Here is a 14,356-nt window from a genome sequence, read left to right as displayed (position 1 = left end):
ATTGCGAAGCAATTCGTCGGCTGACGGTGCCGGACCGGGCGGCCGACGCGCGTTTCGCCGATCGGGAGAACGGCCCGTTTACGACGATCCCGGCGGCGCCTGCCCGGTTTACGCCCTCTTCACCCGCGGCGTCTGTGATGCGGGGACCAGAAACGGCGATCCGCGACGGCCGCGCGAGCGGCCCACGCGGGCAGGGACGCGGGCATGCAACAGAGTTGGACGCCGGGAGCGGCGGCGCGCGGCGCTCCGCCGCCGCTCCTCAGGCCGCACGGGACCGAGACGAAGCGCTACGCGGCGGCGCCGGCCTTCGACAGGGCCGCCCTGGTGGCGGCCTCCCTCGGGCCGCTCCTCGGCGCGGGGCTCCTCGCCCTGATCGCGCTCACCGCCCGCGCGGCGGTCTGACCTGAGCACCATGGGCCGAGGCGGTCACCGCGTCGGCGGCGAAAAATCGTGCGGACACAATCGGCCAAGCGGAATTGCCGAATCCCGTTCCGCTTAGGCCTCGTCCCGGACGTGGTGTCCGAGGAGGAGCGGTCGCGCCCCCGCCGCGGCCATCGCGGCACCGGCCGGGCCGTCCCGCTGGATGGCGGCCCGCGGGCGTCGCGTCACGGCCCCTTGCCGCGGGCCGGGTGGCGCCGCACCTTGGTCGGTCATGATGCGCCGTCACATCCCGATCGCCGTGGCGACGCTGCTCGCCCTGCTGGCAGCCGGGCTGCTCGCCTACCAGTGGGCGTGGCAGCCGACGACGCTGCGCGTCGCGGTCGGGCCGCCGGGAGGCGAGGACGCGCGGATGATGGGCGCCGTCGCCCAATCCCTCGCCCGCGGCCACGAGGACGTGCGCCTGCGGGTCGTGCCGGCGGGCGGCGTCGCCGAGAGCGCGGCCCTGGCCGAGCGCGAGAAGGCCGACCTCGCGGTGGTGCGCTCGGATGTCGGCATTCCGGCCACGACGCAGACCGTGGCCATCCTGCACCGCGACGCGGCCGTGCTGGTGACCGTCGAGGGCGGTCCCTCCGAGGTGGCCGACCTCAAGGGCCGGCGCGTCGGCGTGGTGCGTCCGCAGGCCGGCAACGCGCAGCTCCTCGCCACCATCCTGGAGCATTACGAGGTGCCGCCGGGCAGCATCGCCACCGTTCCCCTCGCGCATGGCGAGGAGGTCGGGCACGCCCTCCAGGAGGGTCGGATCGACGCGGCGCTCGTGGTCGCCCCCCTCACGGGGCCGACGATGACCGACGCCGTGGCCGGCGTCGCGCGGGCGGGCCTGCACCTGAGCTTCATCCCGGTCGGCGAGGCGGCGGCGATCGCCCGGCGCAGGCCGGCCTTCGAATCGGTCGAGGTCGGCCGCGGCACCTTCGGCGGCACGCCCTCGCGCCCGGCCGAGGCCTTCACGACGCTCGGGGTGAGCCACCGCCTCGTCGCGCAGGCCAAGCTCCCGGACGCCACCGTCTCGGAACTCACCCGCCTCCTCTTCGTCACCCGGCCGGCCATCGTCGGCGAGGTGCCCCTCGCCAACCAGATCGAGGCGCCCGACACCGCCAAGGGCGGCTCGCTGCCCCTGCATCCCGGCGCCGAGGCCTATTACGACGGCGAGATCGAGACCTTCTTCGAGCGCTACGGCGACTGGTTCTACCTGCTCGTCATGGTGCTCTCGATCCTGGGCTCGGTCGGCGCCACCCTGGTGTCGCGGGCGGCGAACCGCTCCCGCGCCCGCGACATGGAGCTGCTGCGCGAACTCCTCGCCATCGTGCGGGCGACCCGGGACATGGAGAACGAGGACGACCTCTTCGCCCTGGAGCACAAGGCCGACGAGATCCTGGCGGCCGCGCTCGCGCGGGCCGGAACCGGCGCGATCGACAATGCCGGGGTGGCGGCCTTCACGCTCGGGCTCGATCAGGCCCGCCGCGCCATCGCCGAGCGGCGGGTGCTGATCCAGAGCGGGCACGTGCATCCGGCCGAGCCGCCGGGGCGGGTCGCGGCCGAGTAGGACGATCGGTCCCTCTTGCCGGGGGACGTCGCGCATTATATTGCGGTGCAACAGCATGTCCCCCGCCCGTCCTGCCGGCTGCCGACCCGCGGCCCGCGTCAGGCCGGGCGATTTTTGCTTCGGACCCCCCATGAAGCTGCGCAACATCGCCATCATCGCCCACGTCGACCACGGGAAGACCACCCTGGTCGACAAGCTCCTGCAGCAATCGGGGGCCTTCCGCGAGAACCAGCGCGTCGAGGAGCGCGTGATGGACTCGAACGACCTCGAGAAGGAGCGGGGCATCACCATCCTGGCCAAGGCGACCTCGGTCGTCTGGAAGGACACCCGGATCAACATCGTCGACACGCCCGGCCACGCCGATTTCGGCGGCGAGGTCGAGCGCATCCTCTCGATGGTCGACGGCGTGATCGTGCTGGTGGACGCGGCCGAGGGGCCGATGCCGCAGACCAAGTTCGTGGTCTCGAAGGCGCTCAAGATCGGCCTGCGCCCGATCGTCGCGATCAACAAGGTCGACCGGCCGGATGCCCGCATCGACGAGGTGGTCAACGAGGTCTTCGACCTGTTCGCGGCGCTCGACGCCACCGACGAGCAGCTCGACTTCCCGATCCTGTACGGCTCGGGCCGCAACGGCTGGATGGCGACTTCCCCCGAGGGGCCGCAGGACGGCATGGGGCCGCTCTTCGACCTCGTCCTCGCCCACGTGCCGGCGCCGCAGGTGGAGGAGGGGCCGTTCCGGATGCTCGGCACCCTGCTCGAGGCCAACCCGTTCCTCGGCCGCATCGTCACCGGGCGGATCGCCTCCGGCAGCGTGAAGCCGAACCAGAGCGTGAAGGTCCTCGACCGCACCGGCAAGGTGGTGGAGACGGGCCGGATCTCGAAGATCCTCGCCTTCCGCGGCCTGGAGCGCCAGCCGATCGAGGTCGGCGAGGCGGGCGACATCGTGTCGATCGCGGGCCTCACCAAGGGCACGGTGTCGGACACGTTCTGCGACCCGGCGAACGAGACCCCGATCCAGGCCCAGCCGATCGACCCGCCGACCGTGACCATGTCCTTCATCGTCAACGACTCGCCGCTCGCCGGCACCGAGGGCGACAAGGTCACGAGCCGCATGATCCGCGACCGCCTGTTCAAGGAGGCGGAGGGCAACATCACGCTCAAGATCGAGGAGGCGGCCGACAAGGACTCGTTCCACGTCTCGGGGCGCGGCGAGCTGCAGCTCTCGATCCTGATCGAGACGATGCGGCGCGAAGGGTTCGAGCTCGCGGTGTCGCGGCCGCGCGTCGTCTTCGAGCGCGACGAGGCCGACAACCTCCTGGAGCCGATCGAGGAGGTGGTGATCGACGTCGACGAGGAGCATTCGGGCGTCGTCGTGCAGAAGATGTCCGAGCGCAAGGGCGACATGCTGGAGATGCGCCCCTCCGGCGGCAACCGGCTGCGCCTCGTCTTCCACGCCCCGACCCGCGGCCTGATCGGCTACCAGAGCGAGCTGCTGACCGACACCCGCGGCACCGCGATCATGAACCGCCTGTTCAAGGCCTACGAGCCCTTCAAGGGCGAGATCCCGGGCCGGCGCAACGGCGTGCTGATCTCCAACGACCAGGGCGAGGCGGTGGCGTACGCGCTCTGGAACCTGGAGGATCGCGGCCCGATGATGATCGAGCCGGGCTGGAAAGTGTACCAGGGCATGATCGTGGGTGAGCACAACCGCGAGAACGATCTCGAGGTGAACGTGCTCAAGGGCAAGAAGCTGACCAACATCCGCACCACCTCGAAGGACGAGGCGGTGCGCCTGACGCCGCCGATCCGCATGACCCTCGAGCGCTCGCTGGCCTGGATCCAGGACGACGAACTCGTCGAGGTGACCCCGAAATCGATCCGGCTGCGCAAGGCCGTGCTCGATCCCAACGACCGCAAGCGGGCCGAGCGCTCCAAGGAGGCGCTGAGCGCCTGAGGTCTGTTCGGGATCCGTTTGATCGAAGCGGATCCCGTGTCAGAACCCGAGCAGGGTGGCGAACCCCTCCACCGGCTCGCGCTCCGGCAGCAGCCGGTTCTCCGGCGCCTCCGGGTCGGCGTAGCCGAGCGCCATGCCGCAGACCACGCTCTCGTCGGGCGTGAGCGGCAGGTGGCGGCGGATCACCGCGTGGTAGGGCGCGAAGGCGGCCTGCGGGCAGGTGTCGAGGCCGCGCGCCCGGGCGGCGATCATCAGCGTCTGCAGGAAGCCGCCGTAATCGAGCCAGCTGCCGACCGCGAGGCGCCGGTCGATGGTGAAGACCAGCCCCACCGGCGCGTCGAAGAAGCGGAAGTTGCGGGCGTGCTGCGCCCGCATCCGCTCCGAATCGCCCTTCGGGATGGCGAGCAGCGCGTAGAGCCCGAGACCCACCGCGCGCCGCCGGCCGCGATAGGGCTCGAAAAACTCCTCCGGGTAGTAGCGATGGGCCGGCTCGCCCACGTCCCCGGCGAGGTAGGCCGCCACCAGCGCCTCGCAGAGCGCCTCCCGCACGCCACCCGTCACGGCGTAGGCCCGCCAGGGCTGCATGTTGCTGCCGCTCGGGGCCCGCGCGGCGAGGTCGAGCAGGGCGCGCACCGTGCCGGCCGGCACCGGATCCGGCCGGAAGGCCCGCACCGCCCGCCGCGAGCGGATCGCCTCCGCCACCGAATCGCCCATGAGGCGCCACACCCCCCGGATCGGCGCGCGCAACCGGCCCGCGCCACAAAGACGCGCCGGGGGCGCCATTTCCATGCGAGCCACCTCCGATTCGGTCTGTCAATCCGTAACGGATCGTGAGAGAGTAGCCATGTCGTCGCCACGCCGGGCAGATCCGCCTTGCGGTACGGTCTGAGTTGCGTCAGGACTGTGGCGGACGTCTTGGTCACCGCAACCGGGAATGGAGTCGTGTCACGATACCGTCTGAGAGATGCAGCGGCGCGTGGCACGGAATGGGGTCGGCGGGTTACGTTTTTGGCGAGCTTCTAAATGGGACGTGGTCGTGATTTTAGGGAGCCGCGTCGTCGCGGCTTCGATGATGGTGCGCCTGAGCCGCGGTGGCCGGATCAGGTTCCGTCAGGGGGATACGGTGGCGGTGGCTATGGCGGCGGCTTCGGCGGCGGTGGGTTCGACCGCGGTCCGGCCCGCAGCAGCATTCCCTCCGGGCCGGAGCGTGACGCGACGGTCAAGTGGTTCAACAAGGAGAAGGGCTTCGGCTTCGTCGAACTGGGTGACGGTTCGGGCGATGCCTTCCTCCACATCCGCGCCGTCGAGGCGGCCGGCCATGCGGATCTGCTGCCCGGCACGCGCCTGACCGTCCAGACGGCTCAGGGGCAGAAGGGCCCGCAGGTCACCAACATCACCAGCGTCGACACCAGCACGGCCGAGGCCCCGGCGGCCCGCGGGCCGCGTCCGCCCCGCGCGGGCGGCTTCGGCGGCGGCGGTGGCGGCTACGGCGCTGGCGGCGGTGGCGGCGGCGGTGGCGGGCGCTTCGCGAGCGGCCCCTCCACCGAGATGAGCGGCACCGTGAAGTGGTACGACCCGGCCAAGGGCTTCGGCTTCGTGTCGGTGAAGGACGGCGGCAAGGACGTCTTCGTTCACCGCTCGGCGCTCGCCCGCGCCGGCCTCGACTCCCTGGCCGAGGGCCAGCAGGTGACGATGGGCGTGGTCGAGGGCCAGAAGGGCCGCGAGGCGCAGAGCATCACCGTCGCGGAGTGATCCGTCACGGAGCGATCGCATCGACGAAGCGGCGGTTCCTCGGAGCCGCCGCTTCGTGCGTTCTGGGCCTGGTCGCGGGCGCGGCGCGGGCCGAAGATTTCACGGGATTCTACGCGGGCGTGACGGTCGGCGTCGCGCGCGGGCGCGAGCCCGGCGCCGCGCGGGAGCGATCCGGCCCCCTCCCCTCGCGGGACGGCGCCGTTGCCGCGGCCGACGGCGCCTCGGCCCTGCCGCCCAGCGCGGCCCGGGCGGCCGCCCGCCTCAGGGCTTCTGCTTCTTCTGGAGCGCGTCCTTGACCTGCATCATCTGGTCGAAGAACGCGGTCGGGGTCGTGCCGAAGAAGGAAAGCGCGCCGGCGAAGGCCCAGTAACCGGCCAGCACGATCAGGGGCACGAGGATCCAGGCCAGGATCTCCTCGCCGATGATGCGCCGGCGGCGGCGCTGGCGGCGCTTCTCGCGGCGGCTGAGCTTCGGCGGCGGCGCGACCGTCGTCGCCGGCGCGAGGGGACCCTCGTTGAGGTCGCCGGTCATGCGTGAACTCTCGTCCCTGGTCCGGCCCCGGCGAGCGGGGCCGCGAGCCTCTCCTGAAACGGAACGTCCCGGCGAGGCACCTCACCGGGACGACCATGGCGCCACACGCTCATAGACGATCCGCCGGCCGCGGGCGAGCCCGCCCGGCCGGCGGGCCGCGCCTCAGGCCCGCACCAGCGGCACCTTCGGAACGGTGCGGACGCCGCCGCTGCCGCCGGAGCCGCCATTGTCCTTCGGCTTCTTGGGCGCCGCCCGCGGCCGCGGGCGCTTCTTCTTGGCCGCGATGGTGACGTCCTTCTCGGGCTTGGGCGTCACCGGCCCGGCCGGGAAGTCGAAGCAGAGCGACGGCTTCTCGCCCTCCGGCCGCTTCACGATCACCCGCACCGCGCCGCCATCCTTGAGCTTGCCGAACAGCACCTCGTCGGCGAGCGGGGTCTTGATGGTGGCCTGGATCAGGCGGGCCATCGGGCGGGCGCCCATGGTCTCGTCGTAGCCGTGCTCGACGAGCCACTCGCGGGCCTCGTCCGAGAGCTCGATCGTGACGTTGCGGTCGGCGAGCTGCGCCTCCAGCTGGAGGACGAACTTGTCCACCACCTTCGAGACCACCTCCTTGGGCAGGTGGCCGAAGGACACGATCGCGTCGAGCCGGTTGCGGAATTCCGGCGCGAACAGGCGGTTGATCGCCTCGTGGTCGTCCCCGGTCCGCTTGCTCTGCGTGAAGCCGAAGGCCGCCCGGGCGAGGTCGGCGGCGCCCGCATTCGACGTCATGATGATGATGACGTTGCGGAAATCCACCTGCTTGCCATTGTGGTCGGTGAGCTTCCCGTGATCCATGACCTGCAGCAGGATGTTGAACAGGTCCGGATGCGCCTTCTCGATCTCGTCGAGCAGGAGGACGCAGTGCGGATGCTGGTCGACCCCGTCGGTGAGCAGGCCGCCCTGGTCGAAGCCGACATAGCCGGGAGGCGCGCCGATCAGCCGCGAGACCGTGTGGCGCTCCATGTATTCCGACATGTCGAAGCGCAGCATCTCGACCCCGAGGGCGGAGGCGAGCTGCTTGGCCACCTCGGTCTTGCCGACGCCGGTCGGACCGGCGAACAGGTAGGAGCCGATCGGCTTGTCGGGGTCGCGCAGGCCGGCGCGGGCGAGCTTGATCGAGGCGGTGAGCGCCTCGATGGCGTTGTCCTGGCCGTAGACGACGCGCTTGAGGCTGTCGGTCAGGTTCGCCAGCACCACCGCGTCGTCCTTCGACACGGTCTTCGGGGGGATGCGCGCCATCGTGGCGATGGTGGCCTCCACCTCCTTCACGCCGATCGTGCGCTTGCGGCGCCCCTCCGGCACCAGCATCTGCGAGGCGCCGGTCTCGTCGATCACGTCGATCGCCTTGTCGGGCAGCTTGCGGTCGCTGATGTAGCGGGCCGACAGCTCCACCGCGGCCTTCACGGCGTCGGTCGTGTACTTGAGCTTGTGGAATTCCTCGAAGTAGGGCCGCAGACCCTTGAGGATCTCGATCGCGTCCGGGATCGAGGGCTCGTTCACGTCGATCTTCTGGAAGCGGCGAACCAGGGCCCGGTCCTTCTCGAAGTACTGGCGGTACTCCTTGTAGGTGGTCGAGCCGATGCAGCGCAGGGTGCCCGAGGCGAGGGCCGGCTTGAGCAGGTTCGAGGCATCCATCGCGCCGCCCGAGGTCGCACCGGCGCCGATCACCGTGTGGATCTCGTCGATGAACATGATGGCGTTCGGATGCGCCTCGATCTCCTTCATCACCTGCTTGAGGCGCTCCTCGAAGTCGCCCCGGTAGCGGGTGCCGGCGAGCAGCGTGCCCATGTCGAGGGAGAAGACGGTGGCGTCGGCGAGAACCTCCGGCACCTCGTGCTGGATGATCTTGCGCGCCAGCCCCTCGGCGATCGCCGTCTTGCCGACGCCGGGATCGCCCACCAGGAGCGGGTTGTTCTTCTGCCGGCGGCAGAGCACCTGGATCGTGCGCTGGACCTCGGTTTCGCGGCCGATCAGCGGGTCGATCTTGCCCTCGCGCGCCTTCTTGTTGAGGTTCACGCAATAGGCGTCGAGGGCGTCGCCCTTCTTCTTCGGGCCGCGCTCCTCCTCGGGGCCGCTCGGCCGCTCGGAGGCGCCCTCCTCGTCGGCGCCGCGCACGGGCTTGGATTCCGACAGGCCCGGCCGCTTGGCGATGCCGTGGCTGATGTAGTTGACCGCGTCGTAGCGGGTCATGTCCTGCTCTTGCAGGAAGTAGGCGGCGTGGCTCTCGCGCTCGGCGAAGATCGCCACCAGCACGTTGGCCCCGGTCACCTCCTCCCGGCCGGAGGACTGGACGTGGATCACCGCGCGCTGGATGACCCGCTGGAACCCGGCGGTGGGCTTGGCATCCTGGCGGCCGTCGCCCGTCAGGTTGGCGAGTTCGGTGTCGATATACTCGACGAGATTGCGCTTCAGAACGTCGACGTCGACGTTGCAGGCCCGCATGACCGCGGCCGCGTCCTGGTCGTCCACGAGAGCCAGCAGGAGATGTTCGAGCGTGGCGTATTCGTGGCGGCGCTCGCCAGCGAGCGCCAGGGCGCGGTGAAGGGCTTGTTCAAGGCTGCGTGAGAAGCTGGGCAAAGCGGGCCTCTGAGCTGGTGCCTATTTCTTTTCCATGACGCATTGGAGAGGATGTTGGTGTTTGCGGGCAAAGTCCATCACCTGCGTCACCTTGGTCTCCGCCACCTCGTACGTGAAAACGCCGCACTCACCGACGCCGTTCTGGTGCACGTGCAGCATGATCCGGGTCGCGTCCTCGCGCGACTTGTTGAAGAAGCGCTCCACCACGTGGACGACGAACTCCATGGGCGTGTAGTCGTCGTTGAGGAGGAGAACGCGGTAGAGGTTCGGCCGTTTCGTGACCGGCCGCGTGCGGGTGATGACGGCCGTCCCGGAACGGCCGTCGCCGCCCTGCCCCGCCCCGCCGTTTCCCGGTGTCCGCGGCGTGGCCGCGACGATCGGCCCTGCGGCGCTCCCGGCCGCAGCCGACCCTGTGGTGACGACGATGTCCTGCCGCGGGACTTGAGACATAGGGACCGTTCGACCTCACCCTTCCGGTCGCGCCGGGGATCGGGCGATGATCCTCGGACGCTGCAGACCGGCATCAACGTAGCACGCCCCGTGCCGGATCCGAGCCTAATCTATAGGCCGAGGACCGGGCGCGCCAGACGGCTGCGCCCTCTTGTCATGGTTGAGGCTTGCGCGGGGCCGTTGCCCAACGCGAGAACGGCGCGGACCGGGCGGTCCGCGCCGTTCTGCGATGCGCCTGGGAGCGGGCCTGGCGGCCCGAGTGGGCCGGGAGGCCCGAGCGCGGGCCGCGGGGCCCGCCGCGGCCGCCCTACGCGGCGGCCGGAACCTTGGCGGCCAGGGTCTCGTAGGGCTTCAGCATCTCCTTGGCGAGGCTGCCGTACAGCTCGGCGATCTTGGTCGACTGAGCCAGGAAGCGCTCGTAGGAGCTCTTCAGGTACTCGGTCTGGATCTCGATGGCCTTGTCGAGCGAGCGCACGCCGGCGAGCTTCTCGACGGTGGCGGAGGTCTGCTCGAAGGACTGCTTGGCGTAGTCCGCCACCTCGACGGCGATCGCCTGGCTGCCCTTCGACAGGGTGCCGAAGCTGCGCAGGAAGGTGTCGACGGCTTCCTTGCCGAATTTCTGGGCGGTGTCGAACTGCTGGCTCATCACGGTCTACGGCGCACTCGGCGCCGCCCCTCGGGGCGCGGTTGCAGGAGGTCGGAGCGGAGGCGCCCGCGCGTCTGGCCTGCCGCGGGCCGGAATATGTGCACTGCACAACCGGCCGTCAAGCGTTTCTTGTGCACCGCACAATACACGCCACCGTGGCCATTAACCCGGGCGTAACTGCGCCCGCCTAGCCTGATTGACAGTGATGCCGCGGCGACGGGGGCGTCGAGTCTCCGCGGGCGAGGGGCGGTCCGTCAGGGCCGGCCGCGCCGGAGCCTCCGTCGCGGCGAGGCGTAGGATGAGTTCGTGATGCGTGGCGTTCGCGGCACCTCTGGTCGTTCCCTTCCCGCCCTGATCGCCGCCGCGGCCGTCCTGACCGCCATGACGCATCCGGCGGATGCCCGCCGACGCGGGCATCATCACGGCGGCGGCGGGGGCTACAACCCGCCCTTCGCCGCGATGGTGGTGGACGTGAAGAGCGGCCGCGTGCTCCACGCGGTGAACGAGGACGCCCTGCGCCACCCCGCCTCGATCACCAAGGTGATGACGCTCTACCTGCTGTTCGAGCAGCTGGAGCGGGGCAAGATGTCCCTCGACACGCCCCTCGAGATCTCGGCGAACGCCGCCCGGCAGGCGCCCTCGAAGCTCGGCCTGCGCCCCGGATCGACCATCACGGTCGAGGAGGCGATCAAGGCGCTGGTCACGAAATCGGCCAACGACGTCGCCTGCGCGATCGGCGAGAACATCGCGGGCTCCGAGGGCGCCTTCGCCGAGATGATGACCCGCAAGGCGCACGCCCTCGGCATGTCGCGGACCCACTACGCCAATGCCTCGGGCCTGCCCGACAGCGACCAGATCACGACGGCGCGGGACCTCACGGTCCTGGCGCGGGCGATCCAGGACCGCTTCCCGCGCTATTACCGCTACTTCCAGACCCGCTCCTTCGCCTTCCGCGGCCGGGTCATCGGCAACCACAACCACCTGCTCGGCCGCGTCGAGGGGGTCGACGGCATCAAGACCGGCTACACGCGGGATTCCGGCTTCAACCTGATGACCTCGGCCCGGCTCGCCGACCGCCACATCGTGGCAGTGGTGCTCGGCGGCAAGTCGGTGGCGAGCCGCGACGCGATCATGACCCGCCTCGTCCAGGGCAACCTGCCGAAGGCCTATGCGGGGGCGCGCACGACCCCGCCGGTGACCGAACTCGCCGAGCGCTCGCGACCGGCCGTGGTGGCGGAGCGCTCGGCCACGACCCGCACCCTCGTCGCGGCGGCGGACGACGACGACGAGGGCGTGGAGACGACGAATTCCACCACCCGCGCCGGCCCCTCCCCGAGACGTCCCCGGCCTCCCGCGACACCGCGACCCCGTCCGGGGGCAAGTGGCGGGCGGGCCAGGGCCTCCCCTCCTCCGCCCAGGCCTACGCGCCCGCCTCCGACCCCGCCTTCCCGGCCCCGGGCGGCAAGTACGCGGCGCGCCTGCCCTCGGCCGAGCCCGGCGAGGCGCGGGCACCGGCGCCGCCCGCCCGCGGCGAGGCGCAGGCCGCCAAGCCCGCCGCCAAGCCCGTCTCGGTGACGCCCTGGGTGATCCAGCTCGGCGCCATGGACGACGAGGGCAAGGCGAAGTCGATGCTGTCCGAGGCCCGCCAGCGCAGCGGCGGAGTGCTCGCCAAGGCCGCGCCCTTCACCGAGCGGGTGACCCACGGCGGCACCACCCTGTTCCGCGCCCGCTTCTCCGGCTTCAGCGAGGCCGAGAGCGCCCAGGACGCCTGCCGCGCGCTGAAGCGCAACGGCTTCACCTGCTTCGCGACCCGCAGCTGAGGCTGCGAGGGCCGCGGCCCGGCGGCCGCGAGGGGCGCCGGGCGTGCCGTCTCGCGGGCCGGACGCGGCCCGCAACAACCGCGGGCCGCGATCCGCCCGTCACGCGGGCCGCGGCCCGCCCGTTCCGTCGACACGCGCGTGGAGTATCAGCGATGTCGGTTGAGAAGCCGGTCCTTGGCCGCGTTGACGCGCGCCGCGAGGTAGTCCGACCCGCCCTGGTCCGGGTGCAGCCGCTTCATGAGGGTCCGGTGCGCGCGCCGCACCTCCTCGGCGGACGCCCCGGGCTGAAGCCCCAGGATCTGATAAGCCTCATCCTCCGCCATCGGCCCTGGCTGCGCCGCTCCGCCCGGCCGCGGGTCCGCGTCGCGCTCAGCGTCTTCACGCCATCCGGCAAACCGGCGATCCAGATACGCCTCTAGGAGCTTCTCGCCCTCCGGGTCGCCCGCGCGGGCGGCGGCGAGGAGGCTGCGCAGGTCCGGCAGGCCGAGCGTGTCGAGGTCCCGCCCGGCGAGGGGCCCGGTCAGCACCCGGCCGCGCAGGGCGCCGGTGTCGTGGTCGAGTTCCATCTCGACCGTGGCCGAGCGCACCCGGGACGCGGTGCCGGCCGCGCGCGGCGCCGCCGCCCCGCCGAGGCCGAACGGGAGGGCTGGCATCTGCCGCCAGCCGAGGAGCGAGCCGCCGAACAGGCCGAGGAGGATCGCCGCGTCGAAGCGCCCGCGGAGGAACAGCAGCGCGGCGGCCGCCAGGGCGAGCAGCCCGCCGAGGCGCCGCAGCAGCTTGGCGAGCGTGGCCGGGTTGGCGGTGCTGGCATTGCGGCCGAGCCACCACAGGCCGGTGAGGACGAGCACGCCGAGACCGAGAGGGATCATGGCTGGGGGCGATCACCGCGGCGTCATGGCGCCGAGGAGCCGGCGCGCCTGCGCGTCTTCTCGCGCGGCGAGGCGCAGTCCGTCGAGTCCCCGCGCCGCGTAGACCGCGACGGCGCGCAGGAGCCCCGCCAGGGTCGCGGGCGCGGCCCGGTCGAAGGGCGCGTGGGCGCCGCCCGACAGCCGGGCGATCTCCGAGAAGCCCCGCAGGGCCTGGGGATCCTCCCCCTCCCGGAAGCAGAAGGCCGGCACGCCGAGCAGGCCGAGTTCCCCCGCGAGCGCGCAGAGGCCGTCGAGATCCTCCTCGACCGCGTCGCCGACCAGGACCAGGGCCTTCACCGGACCCTTGGCGGCCTCGGCGCGGGCGTGGCGCAGCACGCGGGCGATCTGGGTCTGGCCGCCGCGGCAGGCGATCCCGGCCATCAGGTCGGTGAGGGCGCGGGCGTCGGCGACGAAGCGCGAGGCCCGGCACTCGCCGAGGCCGCGGAAGTAGACGAGCTGCACCGCGAGCCCGCCGAGGCCGGCCGTGGCCTCGAACATCCCGGCCTGCAGCCGGCAGGCGAGGTCCCAGGTCGGCTGGCGGCTCATCGTCGCGTCGAGGGCGAAGATCAGCCGCGGCGCCGCCGTCGCGGCGGGGGCGAGGCGGCGCGCCCGGTCGAGGAAGGCGGCGACCGCGGCCGGGTCGGCCGGAGCGGGAGGGCCCGAGCGCGCGCCCATGCCGTCAGCCCAGGCCCGGTCAGTGGCGCCGGATCGTGCTGGCGCGCAGCGCGTGGACGGAGAAGAGCCGGTCCGGATCGGTCCAAACCGCCCTGCCCTCCCAGCCCGCCGCGCCCGCCAGCGCCCGGAACCCGTCGAGCGTGTACTTGTAGCTGTTCTCGGTGTGGATCGTCTCGCCCTCCCGGAAGCGGATCGGGACGCCCGCCACCGTGACGGTCTGGGCGCGCCGGCTGACGAGGTGCATCTCGATCCGCGACTGCGCGGCGTTGAAGAAGGCGCGGTGCGCGAAGGCCGAGAGGTCGAAATCCGCCCCGACCTCGCGGTTGATGCGCCGGAGCAGGTTCAGGTTGAAGGCCGCCGTGACCCCGGACGCGTCGTCGTAGGCGGCCTCGAGCACGGCCTCGTCCTTGACGAGGTCGACGCCGACCAAGAGCACCGCGTCCGGCCCGAGCGTCGCGGCGAAGTGGCGGAGCAGCGCGGCGGCCGCCTCGGGCTCGAAATTGCCGATGGTCGAGCCGGGGAAGAAGCCGGCGCGCGGCGCCGCGGCGGCGTCCCGCGGCAGGGTCACGACCTGCGTGAAGTCGCCCGGGACCGGCAGCACGCGCAGGCCCGGGAAGTCGCGCCCGAGCTCCTCGGCCTCGCTGCGCAGGAACGCCTCCGAGACGTCGACCGGCACGTAGGCGGAGAGGTCGGGCAGGTGCGGGAGCAGGCGGCGCACCTTCTGGGTCGAGCCGCTGCCGAATTCGACGAGGGCCGCGCGCGGCGGCAGGCTCGCGGCGATCTCGGCCCCGTGGCGGGCCAGGATGCCGAGCTCGGTGCGGGTCGGGTAGTATTCGGGAAGGCGCGTGATCGCCTCGAACAGGGCGGAGCCCTCGCGGTCGTAGAAGTACTTCGCCGCGAGGTGCTTGTCCGCCGCGGTGAGGCCCGCGCGCACGTCCTCGGCGAAGCTCGCCGGAGCGGCGAGCGGGGTCGCCGGGGGCAGGTGGGGGATCGGTGCGTTCACGGGCAACTCCGGGGAGGGAG

12 protein-coding genes and 1 pseudogene are annotated in these 14,356 nt (G+C 71.9%); 5 read left to right on the top strand and 8 right to left on the bottom strand.

The window, feature by feature from the left end:
- The first annotated feature begins 204 nt into the window (after positions 1-204).
- The 3 genes from QA634_RS11485 (at position 205) to typA (ending at position 3,935) form a co-directional block, all read left to right on the top strand.
- Entirely contained in the window at positions 205-402 is a 198-nt protein-coding gene (locus QA634_RS11485; RefSeq protein WP_012332135.1) for a hypothetical protein, read from the top strand.
- A 250-nt stretch (positions 403-652) separates the two neighbouring features.
- Positions 653-1,981: a TAXI family TRAP transporter solute-binding subunit gene (locus QA634_RS11480; RefSeq protein WP_012332134.1), complete on the top strand. Its 1,329-nt coding sequence runs from the start codon at positions 653-655 to the stop codon at positions 1,979-1,981.
- A 130-nt stretch (positions 1,982-2,111) separates the two neighbouring features.
- The gene (gene typA / locus QA634_RS11475; protein ID WP_012332133.1) at positions 2,112-3,935 is read left to right on the top strand and encodes a translational GTPase TypA; all 1,824 of its coding nucleotides are present in this window, start codon (positions 2,112-2,114) and stop codon (positions 3,933-3,935) included.
- A 39-nt stretch (positions 3,936-3,974) separates the two neighbouring features.
- On the opposite strand, the gene QA634_RS11470 is transcribed toward typA, so the two are convergent.
- The gene (locus QA634_RS11470; RefSeq protein WP_012332132.1) at positions 3,975-4,649 is read right to left on the bottom strand and encodes a nitroreductase; all 675 of its coding nucleotides are present in this window, start codon (positions 4,647-4,649) and stop codon (positions 3,975-3,977) included.
- Between the two features lie 309 nt (positions 4,650-4,958).
- On the opposite strand from QA634_RS11470, the gene QA634_RS11465 reads away from it, so the two are divergent.
- Positions 4,959-5,687 carry a cold-shock protein gene (locus tag QA634_RS11465; RefSeq protein ID WP_012332131.1) on the top strand — a complete coding sequence of 243 codons (729 nt, stop codon included), beginning with the start codon at positions 4,959-4,961 and terminating at the stop codon, positions 5,685-5,687.
- Positions 5,688-5,948: 261 nt separating this feature from the next.
- Here the strand turns inward: QA634_RS11465 and QA634_RS11460 are convergent, their stop codons facing one another.
- From QA634_RS11460 to QA634_RS11445, 4 genes are all read right to left on the bottom strand, one after another.
- A complete protein-coding gene (locus QA634_RS11460) occupies positions 5,949-6,218 on the bottom strand; it encodes a hypothetical protein (protein WP_012332130.1) in 270 nt (89 codons plus the stop codon).
- Between the two features lie 162 nt (positions 6,219-6,380).
- On the bottom strand, positions 6,381-8,834 hold the full coding sequence (clpA, locus tag QA634_RS11455) for an ATP-dependent Clp protease ATP-binding subunit ClpA (RefSeq protein WP_012332129.1): 2,454 nt from the start codon (positions 8,832-8,834) through the stop codon (positions 6,381-6,383).
- A gap of 21 nt (positions 8,835-8,855) precedes the next feature.
- Positions 8,856-9,284, bottom strand: coding sequence for an ATP-dependent Clp protease adapter ClpS (gene clpS / locus QA634_RS11450; RefSeq protein WP_012332128.1), 429 nt, complete (start codon positions 9,282-9,284; stop codon positions 8,856-8,858).
- Between the two features lie 307 nt (positions 9,285-9,591).
- On the bottom strand, positions 9,592-9,930 hold the full coding sequence (locus QA634_RS11445) for a phasin family protein (protein ID WP_012332127.1): 339 nt from the start codon (positions 9,928-9,930) through the stop codon (positions 9,592-9,594).
- Positions 9,931-10,239: 309 nt separating this feature from the next.
- On the opposite strand from QA634_RS11445, the pseudogene QA634_RS11440 reads away from it, so the two are divergent.
- Positions 10,240-11,750: pseudogene (locus QA634_RS11440) on the top strand (serine hydrolase).
- 146 nt (positions 11,751-11,896) lie between these two features.
- On the opposite strand, the gene QA634_RS11430 reads toward QA634_RS11440, so the two are convergent.
- Genes QA634_RS11430 through egtD form a run of 3 tightly spaced genes read right to left on the bottom strand, consistent with a single transcriptional unit; the run spans position 11,897 to position 14,336 of the window.
- Complete coding sequence (locus tag QA634_RS11430) at positions 11,897-12,619, bottom strand: DnaJ domain-containing protein (RefSeq protein ID WP_012332125.1); 723 nt, start codon at positions 12,617-12,619, stop codon at positions 11,897-11,899.
- Between the two features lie 12 nt (positions 12,620-12,631).
- Entirely contained in the window at positions 12,632-13,333 is a 702-nt protein-coding gene (locus QA634_RS11425; protein ID WP_012332124.1) for a hypothetical protein, read from the bottom strand.
- Between the two features lie 19 nt (positions 13,334-13,352).
- On the bottom strand, positions 13,353-14,336 hold the full coding sequence (gene egtD / locus QA634_RS11420; RefSeq protein ID WP_012332123.1) for an L-histidine N(alpha)-methyltransferase: 984 nt from the start codon (positions 14,334-14,336) through the stop codon (positions 13,353-13,355).
- Positions 14,337-14,356 lie beyond the last annotated feature (20 nt).

The organism is Methylobacterium sp. CB376 (genome assembly GCF_029714205.1).
In the GTDB taxonomy this organism is placed as follows: domain Bacteria; phylum Pseudomonadota; class Alphaproteobacteria; order Rhizobiales; family Beijerinckiaceae; genus Methylobacterium.
This window is presented reverse-complemented; position numbering and strand designations above follow the sequence as displayed.

Bases quoted from the DNA above. Each gene is read 5' to 3' on its own strand.
- QA634_RS11460 (WP_012332130.1), bottom strand. From the start codon at position 6,218: ATGACCGGCGACCTCAACGAGGGTCCCCTCGCGCCGGCGACGACGGTC.
- typA (WP_012332133.1), top strand. From the start codon at position 2,112: ATGAAGCTGCGCAACATCGCCATCATCGCCCACGTCGACCACGGGAAG.
- QA634_RS11485 (WP_012332135.1), top strand. From the start codon at position 205: ATGCAACAGAGTTGGACGCCGGGAGCGGCGGCGCGCGGCGCTCCGCCG.
- QA634_RS11465 (WP_012332131.1), top strand. From the start codon at position 4,959: ATGGGACGTGGTCGTGATTTTAGGGAGCCGCGTCGTCGCGGCTTCGAT.
- QA634_RS11430 (WP_012332125.1), bottom strand. From the start codon at position 12,619: ATGATCCCTCTCGGTCTCGGCGTGCTCGTCCTCACCGGCCTGTGGTGG.
- QA634_RS11445 (WP_012332127.1), bottom strand. From the start codon at position 9,930: ATGAGCCAGCAGTTCGACACCGCCCAGAAATTCGGCAAGGAAGCCGTC.
- QA634_RS11480 (WP_012332134.1), top strand. From the start codon at position 653: ATGATGCGCCGTCACATCCCGATCGCCGTGGCGACGCTGCTCGCCCTG.
- QA634_RS11470 (WP_012332132.1), bottom strand. From the start codon at position 4,649: ATGGGCGATTCGGTGGCGGAGGCGATCCGCTCGCGGCGGGCGGTGCGG.
- clpS (WP_012332128.1), bottom strand. From the start codon at position 9,284: ATGTCTCAAGTCCCGCGGCAGGACATCGTCGTCACCACAGGGTCGGCT.
- QA634_RS11425 (WP_012332124.1), bottom strand. From the start codon at position 13,333: ATGGGCGCGCGCTCGGGCCCTCCCGCTCCGGCCGACCCGGCCGCGGTC.